Origin of the sequence: Candidatus Nitrospira nitrosa (assembly GCF_001458735.1) — a bacterium.
GTDB classification, from domain to species: Bacteria; Nitrospirota; Nitrospiria; order Nitrospirales; family Nitrospiraceae; genus Nitrospira_D; species Nitrospira_D nitrosa.
The window spans coordinates 1,578,299-1,598,978 of the sequence record NZ_CZQA01000001.1 but is presented as its reverse complement, the minus strand read 5'-3'; the positions used below and the strand labels follow the sequence as shown (position 1 = coordinate 1,598,978).

The 20,680-nt window shown below is 54.9% G+C and carries 19 protein-coding genes; 13 read left to right on the top strand and 6 right to left on the bottom strand.

Annotated elements, in window-relative coordinates:
* Positions 1 to 23: 23 nt before the first annotated feature.
* The 6 genes from COMA1_RS07590 to COMA1_RS07565 all read right to left on the bottom strand — a co-directional run bounded on the left by COMA1_RS07590 (position 24) and on the right by COMA1_RS07565 (position 4,024).
* Entirely contained in the window at positions 24 to 368 is a 345-nt protein-coding gene (locus COMA1_RS07590; RefSeq protein WP_141654250.1) for a hypothetical protein, read from the bottom strand.
* Positions 369 to 401: 33 nt separating this feature from the next.
* Positions 402 to 1,472: a transporter gene (locus COMA1_RS07585; RefSeq protein WP_090746066.1), complete on the bottom strand. Its 1,071-nt coding sequence runs from the start codon at positions 1,470 to 1,472 to the stop codon at positions 402 to 404.
* Between the two features lie 99 nt (positions 1,473 to 1,571).
* Entirely contained in the window at positions 1,572 to 1,880 is a 309-nt protein-coding gene (locus tag COMA1_RS07580; protein WP_090746063.1) for a hypothetical protein, read from the bottom strand.
* 10 nt (positions 1,881 to 1,890) lie between these two features.
* Positions 1,891 to 2,439, bottom strand: coding sequence for a TlpA disulfide reductase family protein (locus COMA1_RS07575; protein ID WP_176697919.1), 549 nt, complete (start codon positions 2,437 to 2,439; stop codon positions 1,891 to 1,893).
* A 34-nt stretch (positions 2,440 to 2,473) separates the two neighbouring features.
* Positions 2,474 to 3,604, bottom strand: a complete 1,131-nt coding sequence (locus tag COMA1_RS07570; RefSeq protein WP_090746057.1) for a transporter family protein — start codon at positions 3,602 to 3,604, stop codon at positions 2,474 to 2,476.
* 114 nt (positions 3,605 to 3,718) lie between these two features.
* Complete coding sequence (locus COMA1_RS07565; protein ID WP_090746054.1) at positions 3,719 to 4,024, bottom strand: hypothetical protein; 306 nt, start codon at positions 4,022 to 4,024, stop codon at positions 3,719 to 3,721.
* Between the two features lie 213 nt (positions 4,025 to 4,237).
* Between COMA1_RS07565 and secA the strand changes: the two genes are divergently transcribed.
* The 13 genes from secA to nuoL all read left to right on the top strand — a co-directional run bounded on the left by secA (position 4,238) and on the right by nuoL (position 20,636).
* Positions 4,238 to 6,961: a preprotein translocase subunit SecA gene (secA, locus tag COMA1_RS07560; protein WP_090746051.1), complete on the top strand. Its 2,724-nt coding sequence runs from the start codon at positions 4,238 to 4,240 to the stop codon at positions 6,959 to 6,961.
* A 288-nt stretch (positions 6,962 to 7,249) separates the two neighbouring features.
* The gene (locus tag COMA1_RS07555) at positions 7,250 to 8,425 is read left to right on the top strand and encodes a class I SAM-dependent methyltransferase (RefSeq protein ID WP_090746048.1); all 1,176 of its coding nucleotides are present in this window, start codon (positions 7,250 to 7,252) and stop codon (positions 8,423 to 8,425) included.
* A 10-nt stretch (positions 8,426 to 8,435) separates the two neighbouring features.
* A complete protein-coding gene (locus COMA1_RS07550; protein ID WP_342672678.1) occupies positions 8,436 to 8,861 on the top strand; it encodes an NADH-quinone oxidoreductase subunit A in 426 nt (141 codons plus the stop codon).
* A gap of 65 nt (positions 8,862 to 8,926) precedes the next feature.
* Positions 8,927 to 9,406 carry an NADH-quinone oxidoreductase subunit B gene (locus tag COMA1_RS07545; protein WP_090746045.1) on the top strand — a complete coding sequence of 160 codons (480 nt, stop codon included), beginning with the start codon at positions 8,927 to 8,929 and terminating at the stop codon, positions 9,404 to 9,406.
* 41 nt (positions 9,407 to 9,447) lie between these two features.
* Positions 9,448 to 11,202: an NADH dehydrogenase (quinone) subunit D gene (nuoD, locus tag COMA1_RS07540; protein WP_245630900.1), complete on the top strand. Its 1,755-nt coding sequence runs from the start codon at positions 9,448 to 9,450 to the stop codon at positions 11,200 to 11,202.
* 48 nt (positions 11,203 to 11,250) lie between these two features.
* A complete protein-coding gene (locus COMA1_RS07535; protein WP_090746039.1) occupies positions 11,251 to 11,859 on the top strand; it encodes a complex I 24 kDa subunit family protein in 609 nt (202 codons plus the stop codon).
* A gap of 67 nt (positions 11,860 to 11,926) precedes the next feature.
* A complete protein-coding gene (gene nuoF, locus COMA1_RS07530; protein WP_090746036.1) occupies positions 11,927 to 13,231 on the top strand; it encodes an NADH-quinone oxidoreductase subunit NuoF in 1,305 nt (434 codons plus the stop codon).
* 80 nt (positions 13,232 to 13,311) lie between these two features.
* A complete protein-coding gene (nuoG, locus tag COMA1_RS07525) occupies positions 13,312 to 15,978 on the top strand; it encodes an NADH-quinone oxidoreductase subunit NuoG (protein ID WP_090746033.1) in 2,667 nt (888 codons plus the stop codon).
* Between the two features lie 42 nt (positions 15,979 to 16,020).
* Positions 16,021 to 17,097 carry an NADH-quinone oxidoreductase subunit NuoH gene (gene nuoH, locus COMA1_RS07520; protein ID WP_090746030.1) on the top strand — a complete coding sequence of 359 codons (1,077 nt, stop codon included), beginning with the start codon at positions 16,021 to 16,023 and terminating at the stop codon, positions 17,095 to 17,097.
* 11 nt (positions 17,098 to 17,108) lie between these two features.
* On the top strand, positions 17,109 to 17,681 hold the full coding sequence (gene nuoI, locus COMA1_RS07515; RefSeq protein WP_090746026.1) for an NADH-quinone oxidoreductase subunit NuoI: 573 nt from the start codon (positions 17,109 to 17,111) through the stop codon (positions 17,679 to 17,681).
* A gap of 87 nt (positions 17,682 to 17,768) precedes the next feature.
* Positions 17,769 to 18,326: an NADH-quinone oxidoreductase subunit J family protein gene (locus COMA1_RS07510; protein WP_090746023.1), complete on the top strand. Its 558-nt coding sequence runs from the start codon at positions 17,769 to 17,771 to the stop codon at positions 18,324 to 18,326.
* Positions 18,323 to 18,628 carry an NADH-quinone oxidoreductase subunit NuoK gene (gene nuoK / locus COMA1_RS07505; RefSeq protein ID WP_090746020.1) on the top strand — a complete coding sequence of 102 codons (306 nt, stop codon included), beginning with the start codon at positions 18,323 to 18,325 and terminating at the stop codon, positions 18,626 to 18,628. The genes COMA1_RS07510 and nuoK overlap by 4 nt, the downstream gene beginning before the upstream one ends.
* A 112-nt stretch (positions 18,629 to 18,740) precedes the next feature.
* Complete coding sequence (gene nuoL, locus COMA1_RS07500; RefSeq protein WP_090746017.1) at positions 18,741 to 20,636, top strand: NADH-quinone oxidoreductase subunit L; 1,896 nt, start codon at positions 18,741 to 18,743, stop codon at positions 20,634 to 20,636.
* Positions 20,637 to 20,680: the final 44 nt, after the last annotated feature.

Here is a 20,680-nt window from a genome sequence, read left to right as displayed (position 1 = left end):
CCGGCGCCCTGAACGAATTTGTGCTATGCAATCTCCAAAATAGCCTGCGGCGGACCACGGGGTGGATATTGGCCATCCACATCGGCGTGCTGAAAGGGAATGGTGCCAAGACTCCAGACGAGACCTAGCTGGAGATCTGCGGGAGTCTCGCCTCGTCCGCCACTACTCTGAATATCGAAACCGCTGCAGTGCCACGCGCAATGGTTATGGCTCTGTTGGCTGTGCTGTGCCTGCCCACTCGGGCAGTGGGGCATGTTCCATTGTGGCAACAGATTCCCCTGTGCGACAGAGAGAGACCCGGTCAGCCAGAGCACAACCCAGCAGCCGGTCAAAACCCGAGAAATCTCTTTTCGCATCTTCCTTACCATGGCCGACTCGATACCATCGTTCTCATTGATTCCCTAAGAAGCTCCGCCGAACAATTGGAACGACTTGGTCATCCCAAAGATGTAGCTGATCTGCTGCTCCAAGTTGCCGTTGAAGTCTCGGTGAATGGGAATTTGTGCAATGAAATAGAACGAGGCGAAGTTCATCACATTGAGCATGACCCCCGGTGAATAGGCGACGTAGGTTGATCCGGTTGTCGGGACGGCCCGAAATTTGATCGCTGGATCGAGCAGGATGGGCGACCCTCCTGGGTTGAACTGAAACAGCGACGCGTCCATGGCGTCGTTCTGCATCCATCGGAAATTGAACTGCTGCGTCAGCACTAACCACGGCGTCTGTTCCAGCGGGACTACATTGAGGCCCAACGCCCCGCTCACTTCGTCGCCGAACTTGTATCCGTCACTGTTCTTAAACGTGTGCCGATAACTGACCGATGCAAATTGGTTCACCCGATGGGGAATCAGTTCATAGGTCTGATAGATCATTGGAACGATACCGAAATTGCCTCGACCGATTTGGAGAGTCGACTCCGCCAACGTGGTTCCCTGGGCAAACTGGCCATAGCTGCCGGTCGGAAAATCTACTCCCACTCCGACCACAATCATGCTACGCAAGGTGGGAAGTACGTTGTACTTCAGCGAAGCCCGAATATCCCCAAGTCCCCCCTCACCGTATGGGACAGGGACGAGCCCGCCGATTTGGGCATTGGACTCGACATGTTTGTAGGGAATCGCTACCTGGATGCCGAGGCGGTCGGTTAATCCGTAATTGAGGTCGAGCGTCGCAGTGCGTGTCGTAGTCTTGATGCTGTTCACATTCAGGTTAGCCAAGGTGAGCGTTCTGTCCCCCTGATTGGCGAACGGAATTCGTCCTCCTTCGCCAGGAGGCGCCTCCATCGGAGTCCAGTTATAAATCGCGTTGACCGTCAGCAGTCCTTTCATCGGCACTTGTTGTTGCGACCCGATCACGACAAAACAGCTGACCGACCCGCACGATGCCTCGACCCAGGATGGGTTGAGCATCGAGAACAACATTCCAACTACACCACCGACACTAATGACCCTGGACCAGATCGTCCGTACCATGATTCCCAAACTCTTTCTGTGTTGTGACACGACGGAATCCGATCATCGAAACCCGCCGCGAGACACGGTTGTTAAGAAAACACCTGCCGACTGCAGGCGTTATGCAAGGAGAAGCGGAGGCCCACGGAAGAAGGAGTGGAGAGAAACGGAGATATGAATCGGACTGATGGAAACGGCGACCGTCTGTTCGATCGGTTTAAGACTGGACTCCAACGACACCGACGTGGATTCCACGTCCTGCCCGGCCGCACAGAGCCAGGCACAGATTCCGGTCGAATGGGTCCCGGCCTGATGGTCTGCATGGTGCTGGGCATGGCCCACGCTTGGCGCAGCCATTGCCCCGTTCACCAGCACGAGACACACTAACAGCAGCCAGACAAACCAGGATTGTTTCAACCGTGCCAACATGTTGCGTCGACTACTTAAGCGATGCCGCCTTCATCGGTTCCGATTTCTGGATCCGCGCCACCGCGTCGAGAATCACCTGCTCGGTCAGCAGCCCGCCCTTGATGTATTCTTGCACGACACCTTTTTCATCAATGAACACGCTGACCGGTAATCCAAAGACTCCAAACTGGTTTGCCACCTTGTTGTCCCGGTCCATCAGCACTGGAAACGTATGGCCATGTTGCGTGATATGTTCACGCACCTTGAGTTCGTCTTCCAATTCGTTGACCGCCAACACCACAAAGCCCTGGTCCCGTAGCTTCTCATAGATGGCCTGCATGGCCGGCATTTCCGTCGTACAGGGTTTGCACCAGGTCGCCCAGAAATTCACCAATACGATCTTGCCGCGATGTTGACTAAGGCTTTGCTGTTTGCCGTCCAAATCGGCCAAGCGAAAGTCCTCGGCAGTCGTCCCGACCGCCGGCACGCGGGAGCCCATGGCCCAGACCAGACTGGTGCAGGTCAGGAGTGTGAAGCTCAGTGCCAGTGCTGCAATGTTCGTTGAATTGTACGTTCTCATCGTCATCTCTCCATTCGGCATGCTGCTCGCGTTCTTAGGTGCCAGTCTTCGTTAACTGGAACGACCTCGTCACGCCAAAGATATAGCTGATCCCCTGAGCGAGCCCGTTATTCGAATCTCTCATGATAGGAATCTGTGAGTGGAAATAGATCGACGTCCACTTGGTCAACGGGGAATCAATTAATCCATCGAGACTGACCTGAAATCCCGGTGAAAACGCAAAGTAGGTCGAGCCGGTGGTCGGGACCCGGCGGTTGGAGATCGTAGGATCAAGCACGATCGTCTCGCCTGGGAAGTCAGGAGCATCAGCAGGCGTGGCAGATCGTTCCAGTGATGCGCTGATATTGTCATGAACCAGATACCGCCAGTGGAACTGACCCGTCAGGACCAACCAGGGCGCTTGTTCGAATGGGACGCCGCTCGCACCGAGATTGAGGTTGTACTCATCCCCAAACTGATACCCATCGTTATTCCGGAACGTATGCCGATAGCTGCCGTAGAAAAATTGATTGAGCCGGTGAGGGATCAATTCGTAGGTTTGATAGAGCGATCCGATGAGCCCCACCTGGCCACGTCCCAATTGGGTCGGCGACTCCATCAACTCACCGGCATCGTCTCTGGCGCTGGTCCGACCAGTCGGCACTTGTACACCAAACCCCAGGACAATCATGCTTCGGAGCGTAGGGAGCACATTGTACTTCGTCGTAATGATCATATCGCCGATCCCATTGTCTCGAAATGGGACCAGTTCTCCTCGCCCATTGTCTCCATCTTCTCCCAACCCATCGATATGCTTATGGGTCCGCCAGAGATACGGAATTGTCACCTGGACACCCAGCCGATCCGTGATACCGTAATTCAGATCGAAGTTGACGGTCTGCGTGATGGTACGAACTTCTTGGTGGTGATCCAAAATCAGTCGACGGTTCGCCTGGTCAATGGCGGGAATCACCCCGTTGGTCCCATCGAGCAAACGCATCGGCGTGTAGTTGTACATCGTGTTGAATGTCAGGAGCCCCGCTTGTGGTACCTGTTGCTGGGAACCGACCACGACAAAACAGGTCACCGACCCACAGGCCGCCTCAGCTGGCCGATCCAAGGGCCAGGCCAGCGCGAACGGAATCAGCACCAGCAAGAACGAACATATAGAACGCTTGACTGCCATGATCAACGGAGTCCTTCTCTCCCAGAAACGACCTGTAAACTTCCTGCTGCGGGATATGTCGCAATAGCCAAGTTTGATGAAACGACTCTGACTAACGCGACGAAAGACAAAAGATTACAAGAAGAGGGATGGGGGCGCACGACTGGAAGAAATACGAACCGGCTCAGCGGCGAGGTCACTCGAATGAGGAAGAGGAAGAAGAGTAATGGGGCTGCGTTCAGCCTCAAGAACCACGACATTGCTATCGAGCACTGTACCGGCAGCACACATCCAGGAACAGAGAACCGTCCCGTGCGTGGCCGTTTGATGCTGAGCATGGTGTCCGGCATGTTCAGCGGCTTGCGCCTGGGCCAATCCCCCAATAGCGAGAACACAGAGTACAAGAGCTATTGAAAGAAACTTTCGGAATGTCTGACTCATGCGCGAACGCACTTCTCAAATAGTGTTCGGATTAACCACTGACATGCCTACACATGCTACAGATGCAACAACTCTCGCATACTAGGCGACCGAAACAACGCCTGTCAAGCCACCGGAGATGCTGCCGGAGGATCCGGTAGGATTCACCGAAAAGATGCTGTATACTCCACGATCTATTTTTATTCATCATCGTCTTCACCCCGACATTTTTTTATGGTTACACAAGTACTCAACCTAATTTTTGGCAGCAAAAACGATCGTGAAATCAAGACCCTGAAGCCGATCGTGACTCAGATCAATGGACTGGAGGCCGGGCTCACTCCTCTTTCCGATGAGGCGCTCGCCGATAAGACCCAGGACTTCAAAAAGCGGGTTGAAGCAGGCCAGACGCTCGACGATATTTTGCCCGAAGCGTTTGCCGTGTGCCGGGAGATGTCGAGACGCAAGCTCAACATGCGCCATTTCGACGTCCAGCTGATCGGCGGCATGATCCTTCATCGTGGCCGCATCGCCGAGATGAAGACCGGCGAAGGGAAGACCCTTGTTGCCACCTTGCCTATCTACCTCAATGCCTTGGAGGGCAAGGGCGTCCATCTCGTGACGGTCAATGATTACCTGGCAAAACGTGACGCCCAGTGGATGGCGCAGCTCTACCATGCGCTGGGACTCTCCACAGGCATCATCCAACACGATGCCTCGTTTATGTACGACCCGACCTACGAGGCGCCTGACAAACGGTTGCAGCATCTGCGTCCCTGCACAAGACCCGAAGCCTATCGCGCCGACATTACCTATGGGACGAACAACGAATATGGGTTCGACTACCTTCGCGATAATCTGGTCGTCACGGCATTGAACCAGTGCGTCCAGCGCGAACTGAACTTCGCGATCGTGGACGAAGTCGACAGCATCTTGATCGATGAGGCCCGCACCCCACTGATCATTTCCGGCCAGACCGATCAGACTACGGACCTGTATTACAAGATTAATGCGATCATCCCCCAACTGAAGGCCGAAACAGACTACACCATTGAAGAAAAAACTAAGACGGCGGCCTTGACCGAAGACGGCAACGCCCGCGTCGAAAAACTGCTGGGCGTGGACAATCTCTACGATCCGGCCAACATGGACATGGTCCACCACGTCGTCAAGGCCCTGCAGGCTTACACGCTCTACAAACGCGACGTGGACTATGTGGTGAAGGACGGCGAAGTCATTATTGTGGACGAGTTCACGGGACGGTTGATGCCGGGTCGACGCTGGAGCGACGGGTTGCACCAAGCCGTCGAGGCCAAAGAAGGGGTGAAGATCGCCAACGAGAATCAAACGCTCGCGTCCGTAACATTCCAGAACTATTTCCGGATGTACAACAAACTGAGCGGCATGACCGGTACCGCCGACACCGAAGCCGCCGAGTTCGCAAAAATCTACAACCTCGATGTTAACGTCGTACCGACTAATCGCCAGATGATCCGCCAGGATTACGCCGACGTCGTGTACCGCACCGAGAAAGAAAAGTTTTTGGCGATCGTCGAAGAGATCAAAGAATGTCACGAGCGCGGACAACCGGTGCTGGTCGGCACCATTTCGATCGAAAAATCGGAGAAACTCGCCGGACTCCTGAATCGCAATGGCGTGAAGCACAACGTCCTCAACGCCAAGCAGCATGAACGGGAAGCCGAAATCGTCGCGCAGGCCGGACGCAAAGGAGCCGTCACCATCGCCACGAACATGGCAGGCCGCGGAACCGACATCTTATTGGGCGGCAATCCGGATTTCATGTACAAGCAGGTGCTCTACCGCGAGGAGAATATTTCCGAGAGCCGCAAGCTTGAAGTCTATGAAGATATTCGATCCGACTGCGAAAAGAACAAGCAGGAAGTCATCGGCGTGGGGGGACTGCACATTCTCGGGACGGAGCGCCATGAGAGCCGCCGCATCGACAACCAGCTCCGGGGACGAGCCGGCCGCCAGGGGGATCCAGGTACGTCACGGTTCTACCTTTCACTGGAAGACGACCTGATGCGGATCTTCGCGTCCGAACGGGTCTCTCAGCTGATGCTCAAACTCGGCATGGAAGAAGGCGTCCCCATCGAACATGGCATGGTGACCCGAGCGATCGCCAACGCACAAAAGAAGGTTGAAGCCCATAACTTCGAAATCCGGAAACAGTTGCTTGAATACGACGACGTCATGAACAAGCAACGTGAAGTGATCTACCGTCACCGCAGGGCCGTGCTGAGCGGAGAAAACCTGACCACCGATCTCCACGATATGATGGCCGGATCGGTAGAATCGTCCCTGAATGTTTATTGCCCGCCGGATCAATATCCTGAGGATTGGGACGTTAAAGGGTTGACCGAGGTTATCCATGCGCAATTCGGTCTCGACATCACCCAGGGCAAGCACGATGAGGGAGATTCTCTGCGCGATGTGGGGCGCGACGCGCTACTGGAAGATCTCAAAACCCACGTGCGGGAAGCCTACACGAAAAAAGAAGCGGAGCTGGGACCGGAGTTGATGCGTTTCTTGGAAAAGACGTTCATGCTCCAGGTCATCGATCATCACTGGAAGGACCATCTGTTAGGGATGGACCATCTGCGAGACGGCATCGGGCTTCGTGGCTATGGCCAGAAAGACCCCTTAATCGAATATAAACGGGAAGGGTTCGATCTGTTCGCCGGCATGATGGAACGGGTCAAATCCGATACGCTGGAACGGCTGTTCCATGTGCAGGCCGTCCGTCATGAAGGCGAACAACCAACGACTCCACCTGACCCAATCCCTCAACGCCCACAACCCAAGCTGACCTTGAACCGTGGCGATGAACCGGTCGCGGCACCTGCTCCGGCTCAACGGACTGAGAATAAGGTCGGCCGCAACGACCCCTGCCCCTGCGGCAGCGGGAAGAAATACAAGAAGTGTCACGGAACATGAGAAAGAGTGTTCGCAGTCACGCTAACTTCCTCCTTCATCTCTCGAAGCGCCCCCTGAAGCTCAGGCTGGAAAGACCGCCAATATAGGAGTTCGCTCAGGGCCTCATTCTGTATACAAATATGACTCAATTGCCTATCCAGCGACGGGCAATTCTCCCTGATCTCACCTTGACTTAACGCAGTTCAAGAGGCTACCCTATCTCCCTTTCAATACCAGGAGATGGGTACATTTGGCCCATGCTCTCGGGGTGTCTTTTTTCCATAGTGACTGCAATTTTTGGAGCTCTTCGTGAGTGCTGGGCATCCAGAACTCGTTGCTGCCATTGCATCGGAGGTAATCGCCTCCGGTCCAATTCCGTTTGCGCGGTTCATGGAATTAGCTTTGTACCACCCGGAGTTGGGTTACTACATGCGATCGTCGAAACCGGCGGCTGAACGCATCGGCAGAAAAGGTGATTTCTATACTAGCTCAGATGTCCATCCGATTCTTGGACAAGCGTTGACCAAACAAGCCGAGCAAATGGACCGGCTGCTCGGGCAACCCAGTCCCTTCTCCATCGTGGAAATGGGGCCAGGTAAAGGGCTATTGGCACGACATATCTTATCGACTTCTCAGCGCGACTATCCTTCATTGTTCCACCGCCTCCGCTATGTCTTGATTGAACGAAGCCCAGCCATGCGCGAGGCACAACGTATCAGTCTGGCCCCTTGGCTTGAGCGACCTGATCTCATTCACTGGGTTGATGATCTCGCGCAGATCTCCCCGCACAGCCTGACCGGTTTGTGTCTCAGCAATGAACTCGTGGACTCCTTTCCGGTTCACCGCATTCAGATGACAGCGCGTGGCCTTGAGGAACTTTGGGTGGACTATCGGAATGGGCAGTTCGTTGAGTGTCTGAAACCTCTGTCCTCGGATCGAATCGCGTCTCATCTTGGCCATATCGGTTCGAACTGGCCGCAAGGGTACCGCACGGAAGTCAATCTCCATGCCGTAGATTGGATGACTCAGGTCGCGCAACGTCTCCATCGTGGTTTTGTGCTTACCATCGATTACGGCCATACCGCACAGGACCTGTACTCCGCCGATCGAAAACGCGGAACATTCCTTTGTTACCATCAACATGCGGTTCACGAGGATCCGTTCCTGCATGTGGGAGAACAGGACATGACCGCCCATGTGGATTTTTCGAGTTTGGCGACTGCCGGCGAGGAACAGGGCCTCCAGACGACCGGCTTCACCAACCAGATGAGTTTTCTCATGGGGCTCGGTATTGAGCAGATGCTTACAGGGCTGAGCCAAGACGGCCCGGAGCTCAGAGCAGCGATTCAGCTATTGAAGCCAAACGGAATGGGCACAACGTTCAAAGTTCTCATTCAGCATAAAACCGTGCCAAATCTGAAACTCGATGGATTGCAGTATCAGCCGTTCTTTCGTTCGGCACTCACAACACAGTCGGCGGCGTAAGGGCTAAAGCATGATGACCTCTCCAATATTATTCAGTGACAGTTCACGTGTCACACTTCATGACGTTGTCATCGCTCCCGTTCCTGAAAACTATTTACCCATTCTCCTTTTCATTGCCATAGGGATTGCCCTTGGCACATTGACGCTCTATGTTGGGAAGTTTCTTCGCCCCAACCACCCCTATCGCGCCAAGTTGGCGCCGTACGAAAGTGGAAGTCCGCTCTTCCAAGACGCCCGTGTGCAGTTTCCAATGCGGTATTACGTCATTGCGATGCTGTTCGTCATTTTCGATATCGAGATCGTCTTCATGTTTCCCTGGGCCGTTGCCTTCACAAGTCTTGGCCTTGTGGGATTAGTGGAAATGGTCGTTTTCATCGCCATTTTGGTCGTGGGGTTTTGGTACGCGTGGAAAAAGGGCGCATTGGAATGGGATTAACTAACGTGAAAAGGTAGAAACGGCCGTCTTTTGTTTCACCTTCTCACGTCTCACTTGAGTTATTCATGAGTCTACTTGAACGACAATTCGACGCCAACATTGTCACGACCAACCTGGACGCAGTCGTCAATTGGGCCAGAAAATCGGCGCTCTGGCCCATGACGTTCGGATTGGCCTGCTGTGCCATTGAGATGATCGCCAGCGTCTCCTCTCGCTATGACCTAGATCGCTTCGGTGCCGGTGTCTTTCGAGCCTCCCCCAGACAATCCGATCTGATGATCGTCGCGGGGACGGTCTCGCGCAAGATGGCGCCGGTCATTCGACGGATCTACGATCAAATGCCCGAGCCGCGCTATGTCATTTGTATGGGCTCCTGTGCGACCTCCGGCAATCACTACAACAGCTATGCGGTCGTGCAGGGCGTGGACCAGATCGTGCCGGTTGACGTCTATGTGCCCGGATGCCCCCCGAGACCGGAGGCTTTGCTTGATGGGCTGTTGAAGTTACAGGAAAAGATCCAGCGTGAAAGAGTGTTTGTGAAATAACCGGGCGCGACGCGCAAGTCACGTGATTTTCGCAATGTGACATGATGCAGATACTGATCGAGACATTGCTCAACAAGTTTCCTGAGGCCGTGCTCTCGGCTGACGTCGACACAGCGCGCTCGGAGACGACCGTGCATGTCGCATCGCCTCGGATCCTGGAAGTCATGCATTTCCTCCATGATGCTCCGGAAGCCTGCTTTGATCACATCACGGATATCTGCTCCGCCGATTATCCGTCCGATCAACAACGGTTCGAGGTCATCTATCAGTTACTCTCGCTCCCACATGGGAAACGGATCCGCCTCAAAACCAGAGTCACGGAAGAGAATCCCTCGCTCGATTCTGTCACGAGCATCTGGCGCGGCGCGGACTTTTTGGAGCGTGAAGTGTACGACATGATGGGGATCCGATTTATCGGGCATCCGGATCTGCGCCGTATTCTCCTTCCGGAAGACTATGCGGAAGGCTATCCCTTACGAAAAGACTTCCCCGCTGAGGGACGTGGCTGGCGCAGTCAGTTTGACTTTATCCCGCGACTTGATGAGCCGCCGGTGGAGCAAATCGACAGCGAGGTGCCGGAAGCCGAGCGGAAGCTGTTCCTGGCGAACCCCAATGCCTCGTCGCCCAATCGCCGGGAAGAACTCTTGCTGAACATGGGGCCGCAACATCCGAGCACCCATGGCGTCGTACGAGTCGTCCTCGAACTGGATGGCGAACGGATCGTCAAGGCCACCCCGGATCTCGGCTATCTGCATCGAGGCGTGGAAAAACTGGCCGAAGGCCTGGCCTACATGCAGATCATTCCGCACACCGACCGACTGGATTATGTCTGTGCGATGGCAAACAACTACGCCTATGTCCGAGCCGTCGAGAAACTCCTCGGAATCACCGTTCCCGAGCGCGCTGAATATATCCGTACCATCGTCGCGGAGATGCAGCGTATTCTCGGACATCTCTTCTGGCTGGGTGCCCAAGCCTTGGATATCGGTGCAATGACGGTGTTCTTCTGGACGTTTCGCGAGCGGGAAACCTTACTCGACATGTTTGAGCAACTCTGCGGAGCCAGGCTGACCCTGAATTACTATCGGATCGGCGGGGTCGATAGTGACTTCACTCCGGAATTGGTGACCAGACTGAAGACCTTCTTGGAAACTTTCCCACAGAAAGTCGACGAGTATGACTCGCTTCTCGCCAGCAACCGTATTTGGCTGGGACGGACCAAAGATATCGCGGTGATCTCAGGGAAAGACGCTATCAATTTCGGCATGACCGGTCCAACCCTGCGAGGATCGGGCGTGGGGTACGATGTCCGCAAGCTCGAGCCCTACGGGGCCTACCACAAAGTGGACTGGGAGGTCCCGGTCGGAAAAAACGGCGACACGTATGACCGGTATTGGATACGCGTTGAGGAAATGCGCCAGAGCGCGCGGATCATTGCCCAATGTCTCGACCAGATGCCGCAGGGCCCAATCATCGCGGACATGCCACAATACATTCCGCCGCCGAAGCAGCTCGTGATGCGGGATATGGAGAGCTTGATTCACCATTTCATTATCTTTACGCAAGGGTTCAAACCGCCAAAAGGTGAAACGTATTGCCCAACCGAAGCGCCTAAGGGGGAATTGGGATTTTTCATCATTAGCGACGGGAGCCCCCGTCCCTACCGGCTGAAAATTCGCTCGCCCTCGTTCATCCACATGGGCGCGTTCGACCATATGGCGCGGGGCTATTTGATTTCCGACATCATTACGATTTTCGGAACGTACGATGTAGTCATGGGGGAATGTGATAGATGAGGCATACGGTCAGGATGTTCCAGTGCTCGCTGCCCGCGCACGATCAGAATGTGCTCGGTCAATGCGCGCAGTTTGGAACGTCCTGACCGCCGCCTCGATAAAGGGGTGTGTGGAGGAACCGTGCTGAAGGACAAACACGGAAAAGAAATCGACGAGATCCTGAGCCGCTATCCGGTCAAGCGTTCTGCGTTGATCCCGCTGCTCTATGTCGCTCAGCGCGATCAGGGGTATGTGAGCGAGGCGGTCATGCAAGAAATTGCCCGGTTACTCGGGATAACCCCGCCGCAGGTCTACGAGACCGTCACGTTTTACACCATGTTCAACCTGAAGCCGGTGGGCAAGTTCCATATTCAGGTCTGTAAGTCACTCATGTGCGCACTAGTCGGCTCAGATACGCTGATTGGATGGATAAAGACCAAACTTGGGATTGCACCGGGCGAATCAACGACAGACGGCCTGTTTACCCTCAGCGCAGTGGAATGTTTGGCAGCCTGCGGGACCGGTCCCATGATGCAAATCAATGAGGACTATTATGAACAGGTCACCGAGGACAAGCTTGACCGAATTTTGGCTGATTTGCGATCGACAGGAACCAGCACACTGAAGAGCGGGCCCTTTATGTGGCCAGAACCAGCCCCTTCAGAGCGGGGCGCGTGAAGCGTGATGCGTATCTCGTTGTTCAGCAACAACCCAGCTGACGGGACATTCGATTCACGAGATTAAGATGCCACAACACGAATTGATCTTATTAAAAAACATGATGCGACCCGGCTATACCGGGTCGCTGCAGGACTATGAGAAGACGGGAGGCTATCAAGCCATCCGCAACGCGCTGGGGAAAATCGCCCCGGCGGATGTGACCGCGATGGTGCGCAAATCAGGCCTCCGCGGACGCGGTGGCGCTGGCTTCCCGACCGGTGTGAAGTGGGGCTTCCTCCCCAAAGATTACCAAGGTGCCCGATACCTGTGTTGTAACGCCGACGAGAGCGAGCCCGGCACGTTCAAGGACCGACAGCTGATGGAGCGCGATCCTCACCAAGTCTTGGAAGGCATCCTGTTGGCCTGTTATGCCATTGGAGCGGAAACGGCGTACATCTATATCCGCGGAGAAATGGTTCTGGGATCAAGGATTTTGGAGCAGGCAATTAATGAAGCGAGAGCAGCCGGATACATAGGGAAGAACATTCTCGGTACCGGTATTAACGCAGACGTGTGGGTGCATCGTGGAGCCGGCGCCTATATCTGTGGTGAAGAAACGGCCCTCTTGGAATCCCTTGAGGGCAAACGCGGCCTCCCACGCATTAAACCGCCGTTTCCTGCCACGCATGGCCTCTACAATAAACCAACGGTCGTTAATAACGTTGAAACCTTGGCCAACCTTCCCCACATCATGAACCGTGGCCCCGAATGGTTTGCAGCGATCGGGTCCCCGCCGAAAAGCACTGGAACCAGGGTGTTCTGTGTAAGCGGACATGTCAAGCGGCCGGGCAACTATGAAGTTCCAATGGGGGTGACCGTTCGAGAACTGGTGTACGAACATGCCGGCGGGATGCGATCGGATAAACCGATGAAGGCTTTTATTCCCGGTGGGGCCTCAGCTCCCTTTCTGACGCCGGCGCATCTCGATGTGAAATTGGATTTTGAGCATGTGGCGACGGCAGGGTCGATGCTGGGATCCGGTGGTGTCACCATCATGGAAGAGGGCACCAGTATGGTCTGGGCGGCGCTCCGGCTGATGGAATTCTTCTACCATGAGTCCTGCGGAAAGTGCAGTCCTTGTCGAGAGGGTAGCTCGTGGCTGGTTCAAACATTGCGCAGGATTATGGCCAAACGAGGTCGGATGGAAGACCTTGAAACCTTGTTGGATCTATGTAAGAACATCGCAGGCCGAACGGTCTGTGCGTTTGGTGATGCGGAAGTCGCTCCGATTCAGAGCACTCTGAAACACTGGCGGCAGGAGTATGTGGACCTCATCCACGAAGCGGAGGCCGCCAATCTGATCAAACCTGAGCCGGTAGGAAGACCTTGATGGGAACCTGTCAATCTCATGATCTGTTAAGTGGAAGATATCCCTCAGATCGCCGGATCATCAGATAACAAAGTTCAACTATGCCTGAGACCACAGCCCCGATGGTTCGCATAACGATCGATGGAATGACCGTCAAGGTTCCGAAAGGCACCTTGGTGATCGAAGCCGCTCGGCGTGTCGGCGTCATGATTCCCCATTTTTGCTACCATCCAAAGCTCAAACCGGATGCCAACTGCCGCATGTGCCTGGTTGAAGTCGAAAAGATGCCGAAACTCCAAACCGCCTGCAGTACCCCTGTCGACGAGGGCATGAGTGTGCGTACCGCCACGACCGTGGTCAACGATGCCCATCGATCAGTCCTTGAGTTTATTCTCGCCAACCATCCGCTCGATTGCCCGGTCTGCGATCAAGGTGGGAAGTGCGACCTTCAAGATTTTTCTCATCAGTACACGGCCACCAGCCGGTTCGCTGAAACCAAGCGCGTGTTTCAGAAGGAATATTTCAGCCCGCTGATCGAAACACAGATGAATCGCTGCGTGCAATGTCTCCGCTGCGTCCGATACTGCGACGAGGTGATGGACGTCAAGGCATTGGCGCCGGTCGGGCGCGGCACCATGACGGAGATCAAGCACTTCGGTCCACACCCGTTGGACTGCGAGTTCTGCGGAGGCTGCGTGCAGATCTGCCCGGTCGGAGCCATTACCAGCCGGCTGTCGATGTATGAATATCGGCCCTGGATGCTGAAGCGAGCTGATACCATCTGCGGGTACTGTGGCGACGGGTGCCAGATGACTGTGCACACGAAGGGAAAGGAGTTGATCGAGGTCAACTCAGCCCACGGAACTGGGCGCAACAACGGCGATCTCTGTGCTCGCGGATTTTTCGGGTTCCATGCGACCAGCCATTCGGAACGCCTGACTCACCCGCTCATTCGTCGTAATGGGGCATTGGTCCAGACCACATGGGAAGAGGCCTTGGAATATGTGGCCGATCGCATCAGCACGATCAAGACCACGCACGGAGGAACAAGCTTCGGCGGATTGATCTCAGGCCGGTGTACGAATGAAGAACTATACCTATTCCAAAAATTTCTGCGCGTCGCCGTCGGCACCAACCATATCGATAGCAGCGCCCGTTATGGCCATGTGAACGGCCTCTACGCCATGCAACTTGTCCAAGGCACTCATCGGTGGACCGTGACCTTCGATGACATCCTGGATGCCGACGTGTTGCTCCTCGTCGGGACGAACATTACCGAAACCAACCCGGTCACTGGCCTCAAGGTCAAGGAAGCCGTCAAGAAGCGTCGCGCGACCTTGATCACGATTGAGTCCCTGGAGCCGGTGATTGGAACGATCAGCAACATTGCGACTCTCTCGCACCATCATTTCCGCACTCTGCCAAGCGACATCCCCACCACCATCCTTGGCTTGCTGAAGGCCATCATCGAAGAGAACCTGATTCAGCCGAATCTGATGCAGCAGCACCCCGCCTATGTCGGCGCGATCACAGCTGCACTACAAGAAGTCTCCTGGCACGACCTCCAGGCGACAACGGGAATACAGTTCGATGCTTTCGTACAGGCCGCCAAAGTTCTCGCGGCCGGGCGGCGAGTAGTCGTGCTCGCCGGGCAACAACTTCTGCGCAGTGAACGGGGATATGCCGGATCCTTGAGTCTCCTCGATCTGCTGCTGCTGACCGGCAAGCTGGATCAACCAGGTTGCGGATTCGCGCCGCTTGCGGAAGAGAATAATGACCAAGGGGCTATAGAGATGGGTGCCGTGGCAGAACTTCTTCCTGGCGCCTCTTCCGTAACCAGCCGTACCGACCACAATCGGATCGTGAAGCAGTGGAACGCGGACGTTTCCCCCGAGGTCGGCGCCTCCCTCGTCGATATGCTGGATCGCGCCAAATCGGGATCGCTCAAGGGCATGATTATCGTCGGAGAAAATCCGGTCGGGAGCCTACCGGTCTCACTACGCCCCGAGGAAGCCTTGCGCAAGCTTGATCTGCTGGTCTGCCAGGAACTCTTTTTAACTGAAACCGCAGCGCTCGCTCACGTCGTACTACCGGCCGCATCATCTCTGGAGAAAAGCGGAACGTTTACGAATACTGAAGGGCATGTACAAGCCGTTCGTCCCTCGATTGATCCTCTTGGCGAAAGCCGGCCGGACTGGGAAGTCTTTTCAGCTCTCTCTATTTTATTAGGCTCACCGATGGAATACGGCGAGAGCAAAGAGATTCTCAAGGAGATCCGAAGCCTTATTCCTGGTTATGGATCGCTTGGACCTACCCCGCTGCCTCTGAAAGTCGATCACGCGACGACGGAACGGTATCTCACAGATGGCTATCAGCGCGATCTTGCGGCACGATATCGACTCGTGGTACCGAAAACCCGCCCGGATGGAACGTTGCGACTCGACTTCGTACAGAGCCTGTTTCACTCGGGAAAGTTTTCGACCCGTTCCAAGGGCTTGTTACAAATAGAAGACAGAGGACGGCTTCGAATCAATCCAGTTGATGCAGCCCGCTTTGCCTTGGTGAACGGCGACCGAGTTCGCCTCTCCAGCACATCCGGAGAAATGACCACCGAAGTGACGCTTGTGGAACGGGTCCCACAGGGAACGGCCTGGTTCCCGGATCATTTCGGCCAAGCTGCCGTCCGGTTATTTGACTGCGTCATTGATCCCATCACTCACGCGCCAGCCCTCCGTACGGCAACGGTGTCCATGATGAGGGTAGCCTGAGAAGCTGTTGAGTACTGCGACTATGCGAATCGAGGAGTCCCAATGGTGACTGAATTCGGATTACGTCTTGCTATTTCCCTGACTCAAATCGGTGCGGTCATGTGCATCGTGGTTATTACGGTGCTCATCCTCACCTTGGCGGAACGAAAAGTCTTAGGATGGATGCAGGATCGCATGGGCCCGATGGAAGTCGGTCCCTACGGCATTCTTCAGCCGTTTGCGGATGCCATCAAACTGTTTTTTAAGGAGGATATCGTACCAGCCGGCGCCAACAAGTTCATCTTTACCATGGCGCCGATCCTCTGCTTAATCCCGACGTTTATCGGATTCGCCGTCATTCCCTGGGGACCCAACTGGACGTTTGAGATCAATGGGATCTCGATAAAACCGTTCGTCATCAGCGACATTAATATCGGGATCCTCTACGTCTTAGCCTTCGCCTCACTCGCTGCCTACGGCATCATTCTTGGCGGATGGGCCTCCAACAGCAAATACTCCTTATTGGGGGGCCTCCGATCGGCCGCACAGGTGATCAGCTATGAGCTCAACGTGGGACTGGCGATTGTCGGTGTATTGATTTTAGCCGGCTCGCTCAGTCTCGTAACAATTACTGATGCCCAGGCCGGCTGGTTTTGGAATTGGCACATCTTCGCCATGCCGGCCCCGCAAATCTTTGCCTTCGTTGTCTACGTGATTTCGGTCGTCGCTGAAACGAACCGCGTACCATTCGACTTACCTGAGGCAGAGAGCGAGCTGGTGGCAGGGTTTTTCACCGAATATAGCGGGCTGCGGTTCGCCTTTTTCTTCCTCGCCGAATACGCCAATATGGTGCTCGTATCCTGTGTGGCGTCAGCCCTGTTTCTCGGTGGTTGGCACGCACCCTATCCAGGAACCTTGATGGAACTTGTCGGCTTGTCATCCTGGTCGTGGATCGAAAGCACCATGTGGTTCGCGGTAAAAACCTACTCACTCTTGTTCCTATTTTTCTGGCTCAGAGCGACGTTGCCGAGACTGCGCTACGATCAGCTGATGCGATTCGGCTGGAAGGTGATGTTACCCATTGCGCTGGCCAACATCGTTGTGACGGCCATCGCCGTGTTTATCTATCAACGGATCTAGCGTACGGAGCCATGATGATGAGAACCACGCCTACGACCAAGCGCCTGAGCCTCTCCGAATGGTTCAAGACGATTACGTTTTACGAAATCCTCGTCGGCATGAAGGCGACACTTTCGCACCTCATCAATTACCGTCCGGTGACATTGCAGTATCCTCACGAGAAACGCACACTACCGGACAACTATCGCGGCATGCTCGCTCTGCTCCGCTACGATGACGGAACGGAGAAATGTGTGGGGTGCGATCTCTGTGAGGCAGCTTGTCCCTCCCGTGTCATCCGGGTGGTCAGCGCGGAAGTGCCGGGTGAGCCTACGAAGCGCTATTCAAAAGAATATTACATGGATATGACCCGGTGCTTGTTCTGCGGGATGTGCGTGGATGCCTGTCCCGTCGATGCACTTGGGATGACTCGAGAGTTTGAATGGGCGGTGTACGATAAGCGCCAACTCCACTTAAATAAACAACAGTTGCTCGCCATCGGAGACCGCTCGTTTCCAGTTCGTGAGAAACGCTTGGAACTTCAGCATCCAAACGTGGCGTTCTTTAACGTAGCGTTCAGCCACGTACCGCCAAAGCCGAACTGAACCAAGGAATTACGTATCGGCAGACCAATGGCTGCAGCATCCGTGTGCTAGTCCGAGCCAGTCGACTTCGAACACAGGAACCGTCAGATGTCGCAACTCTTTTTTGTATATTTCGCCGGCATGATTATCGCCGCGTCCGTTCTCGTCGTGGCTTTGAAGAATCCCGTCTACAGCGCCCTGTCTCTCCTCGTCATGTTTTTCCACGTCGCCGGGCTGTTCATTACCCTTCACGCCGAGTTTTTGGCCGCCGTGCAAATTATCGTCTATGCCGGTGCGATTCTTGTGCTGTATTTGTTCGTCGTCATGATCCTGAACGTCAAACAAGACGACCGTTATCACAGTCAATGGCGGATCGCAGGATTCGTCTGCGTTCCCTTGCTGATCGAAGTCATGGTCCTCCTCTCCGGTGGGGCAGAGACAAGTACGACCGGGACCCGGGCTGCCGTCGCCTCATCAGCGAAGACCATTGCTCCGGATAATACGTTAGCCATCGGGCAAACACTGTTTTCAACCTACCTCTTCCCGTTCGAGGTTGCCTCCTTGGTGCTCTTAGTCGCCATGATCGGTGCGATCGTCCTCGCGAAGCGAGAGATCGGCGAACAGGACAATCCCAGCCCCATGGTTCGAACGAAGGCTGCCGAATGACCATCCCCATCTCTTACTATCTTCTTTTGAGCGGGATCGTCTTCCTGACGGGAATCGTCGGCGTACTCATTCGTCGCAACATCATCGCGATCTTGCTCTCAGTTGAACTGATGCTGAATGCCACGAATATTAACTTCGTCGCATTCTCCGATTATTTTCGAGACCTGGCTGGACAGGTGTTCGTCTTCTTTGCCCTGACCGTTGCTGCTGCGGAGGTAGCCGTGGGGTTGGCGATCATCATCGCCCTACATCGTTCGCGGTCCACCATCAATATTGAAGAATTCAATTTACTGAAATGGTAAAGAGATCGTTACTCGTGGAGCCTACATGGTTTTTTGCCGGGAGCCGTAGAATTGTCCAACCCTTTGGCCCCATGCCGCTTCACGAACGACGAATAACGAGAACCCGACGCTGATGCTCTACGCACTGATTCCATTTCTTCCTCTCGCCGCGTTCCTGATCCTTGGACTGGCCGGGTCACGGTTCAAAGAGAACGCCCATGTGATCGCGGTCCCGGCGGTGCTCTTGTCGCTGGTGCTGGCGCTGTCAGCCTTTATCCAAGTGGCTTCCGGTTCAGTCATTTCCGTCCCCCTCTATACCTGGCTGACCTCAGGCCATCTTGACATCCATATCGGCATCTACATCGACAGACTAACCGCCGTCATGTTGCTCCTGGTCACCGGAGTCAGCTCCCTTGTGCACATCTATACGATCGGCTACATGCATGGGGAGTCAGGTTATGCCCGTTTCTTCAGCTATATCGCACTGTTTACCTTCTCCATGCTCATGCTGGTATTGGCGGACAACCTCCTGCAATTATTTATATTTTGGGAGGCTGTCGGCCTCTGCTCCTACCTTTTGATTGGTCATTGGTACGAACGTGCGTCAGCTTGCGCAGCGGCAACCAAAGCGTTTCTCGTCAATCGTGTCGGAGATTTTGGATTCCTGCTGGGCCTGCTCCTGGTCTGGTACCACTTCGGCTCTCTGAACTATCTTGACATCTTTCCGGCCCTTCATGATGCAAGTGGTCTGACGATGAACCTCCTTGGCCCTCTGGGTGGCACATGGGAAGTTTCCTTGTTCACAATGATCGCGCTCTTGCTCTTCACCGGAGCGGTAGGAAAATCGGCACAGGTGCCTCTTCACGTCTGGCTACCCGATGCCATGGAAGGCCCGACCCCGATCTCAGCCCTCATTCATGCGGCGACCATGGTCACGGCCGGCGTATTCATGGTCGCTCGTCTAGCACCGATCTATAACCTCTCTCCGACCGCCATGAACGTTGTCGCGGTCACCGGAGGGCTCACCATGCTCCTTGGTGCGACCATCGCGTTGACGCAAACCGATATCAAACGTGTCGTCGCCTATTCGACAGTCAGCCAGCTTGGGTACATGGTCATGGCCTGCGGACTCGGAGCGTACGCCTCCGGCATGTACCATCTCCTCACGCATGGAGCGTTTAAGGCGTTGTTGTTCCTCGGTTGTGGATCGGTCATTATCGCACTCCACCACGAGCAGGACATCCGCCACATGGGTGGCCTTAAAAATCAGTTGCCGACGACCTATTGGACGTTTGTGGTTGGGTCCCTGGCTCTCGCTGGATTCCCCCTCACGGCTGGGTTCTTCAGCAAGGACGAGATCTTGGTCGCGGCTTGGTCTGCTGGCAATCTTGGGCAGATCCTGGCAATTGCGGGCTTGCTTACGGCTCTCTTGACCGCGTTCTACAGCTTCCGGCTGGTGTTTATCACCTTTTGGGGCGAGTCCCATGTCGATCCCCATCACGCAGGCCATATCCATGAGCCCTCGAAGACGATGACAACTCCACTCTTGATTCTGGCATTTTTTAGTATCGCCACCGGTTATCTTGGCATTCCCTCATTTCTCGAACCGGTTTTCGCCACCGATCAGCACCCGGTGGAGCACCACGGGAAAGCCGGCGGCATCATCATGATGACAGCCACAGTTCTTGGATTGATCGGCATTGGCACGGCCTACTACGCCTATGTGCTCAAGCCGGAGCTCCCGAATCGCCTGGCTCAGCAGTGGAGCAGTCTGTACCAGGCTTCGTTGAACAAGTGGTATGTCGATGAAGCCTACGACCGTCTGTTCGTCCGACCCACGTGCATCGTAGCTTCGGCACTCTGGAAACGAGTCGATGTCGCAATCATCGACGGTGCGGTCAACGGAGTCGCGCGAACGATCCGGTGGGGCGGATGGATTTTACGGTTGATCCAGAGCGGACAAACCCAACATTATGCATTGGCGATGGCAATGGGCATCGTGATCATCACGGCCTATCTGCTGCTCTGAAACGCATGAGTAACGTTGTACCTTTGACACACTGTACTAGATAT

What these genes read in the sequence shown, in the direction of transcription:
- COMA1_RS07590 (WP_141654250.1), bottom strand. Translation starts at nt 368, where the DNA reads ATGGTAAGGAAGATGCGAAAAGAGATTTCTCGGGTTTTGACCGGCTGC.
- COMA1_RS07585 (WP_090746066.1), bottom strand. Translation starts at nt 1,472, where the DNA reads ATGGTACGGACGATCTGGTCCAGGGTCATTAGTGTCGGTGGTGTAGTT.
- COMA1_RS07580 (WP_090746063.1), bottom strand. Translation starts at nt 1,880, where the DNA reads ATGTTGGCACGGTTGAAACAATCCTGGTTTGTCTGGCTGCTGTTAGTG.
- COMA1_RS07575 (WP_176697919.1), bottom strand. Translation starts at nt 2,439, where the DNA reads ATGAGAACGTACAATTCAACGAACATTGCAGCACTGGCACTGAGCTTC.
- COMA1_RS07570 (WP_090746057.1), bottom strand. Translation starts at nt 3,604, where the DNA reads ATGGCAGTCAAGCGTTCTATATGTTCGTTCTTGCTGGTGCTGATTCCG.
- COMA1_RS07565 (WP_090746054.1), bottom strand. Translation starts at nt 4,024, where the DNA reads ATGAGTCAGACATTCCGAAAGTTTCTTTCAATAGCTCTTGTACTCTGT.
- secA (WP_090746051.1), top strand. Translation starts at nt 4,238, where the DNA reads ATGGTTACACAAGTACTCAACCTAATTTTTGGCAGCAAAAACGATCGT.
- COMA1_RS07550 (WP_342672678.1), top strand. Translation starts at nt 8,436, where the DNA reads ATGATGACCTCTCCAATATTATTCAGTGACAGTTCACGTGTCACACTT.
- COMA1_RS07545 (WP_090746045.1), top strand. Translation starts at nt 8,927, where the DNA reads ATGAGTCTACTTGAACGACAATTCGACGCCAACATTGTCACGACCAAC.
- nuoD (WP_245630900.1), top strand. Translation starts at nt 9,448, where the DNA reads ATGATGCAGATACTGATCGAGACATTGCTCAACAAGTTTCCTGAGGCC.
- COMA1_RS07535 (WP_090746039.1), top strand. Translation starts at nt 11,251, where the DNA reads ATGTGCTCGGTCAATGCGCGCAGTTTGGAACGTCCTGACCGCCGCCTC.
- nuoF (WP_090746036.1), top strand. Translation starts at nt 11,927, where the DNA reads ATGCCACAACACGAATTGATCTTATTAAAAAACATGATGCGACCCGGC.
- nuoG (WP_090746033.1), top strand. Translation starts at nt 13,312, where the DNA reads ATGCCTGAGACCACAGCCCCGATGGTTCGCATAACGATCGATGGAATG.
- nuoH (WP_090746030.1), top strand. Translation starts at nt 16,021, where the DNA reads ATGGTGACTGAATTCGGATTACGTCTTGCTATTTCCCTGACTCAAATC.
- nuoI (WP_090746026.1), top strand. Translation starts at nt 17,109, where the DNA reads ATGATGATGAGAACCACGCCTACGACCAAGCGCCTGAGCCTCTCCGAA.
- COMA1_RS07510 (WP_090746023.1), top strand. Translation starts at nt 17,769, where the DNA reads ATGTCGCAACTCTTTTTTGTATATTTCGCCGGCATGATTATCGCCGCG.
- nuoK (WP_090746020.1), top strand. Translation starts at nt 18,323, where the DNA reads ATGACCATCCCCATCTCTTACTATCTTCTTTTGAGCGGGATCGTCTTC.
- nuoL (WP_090746017.1), top strand. Translation starts at nt 18,741, where the DNA reads ATGCTCTACGCACTGATTCCATTTCTTCCTCTCGCCGCGTTCCTGATC.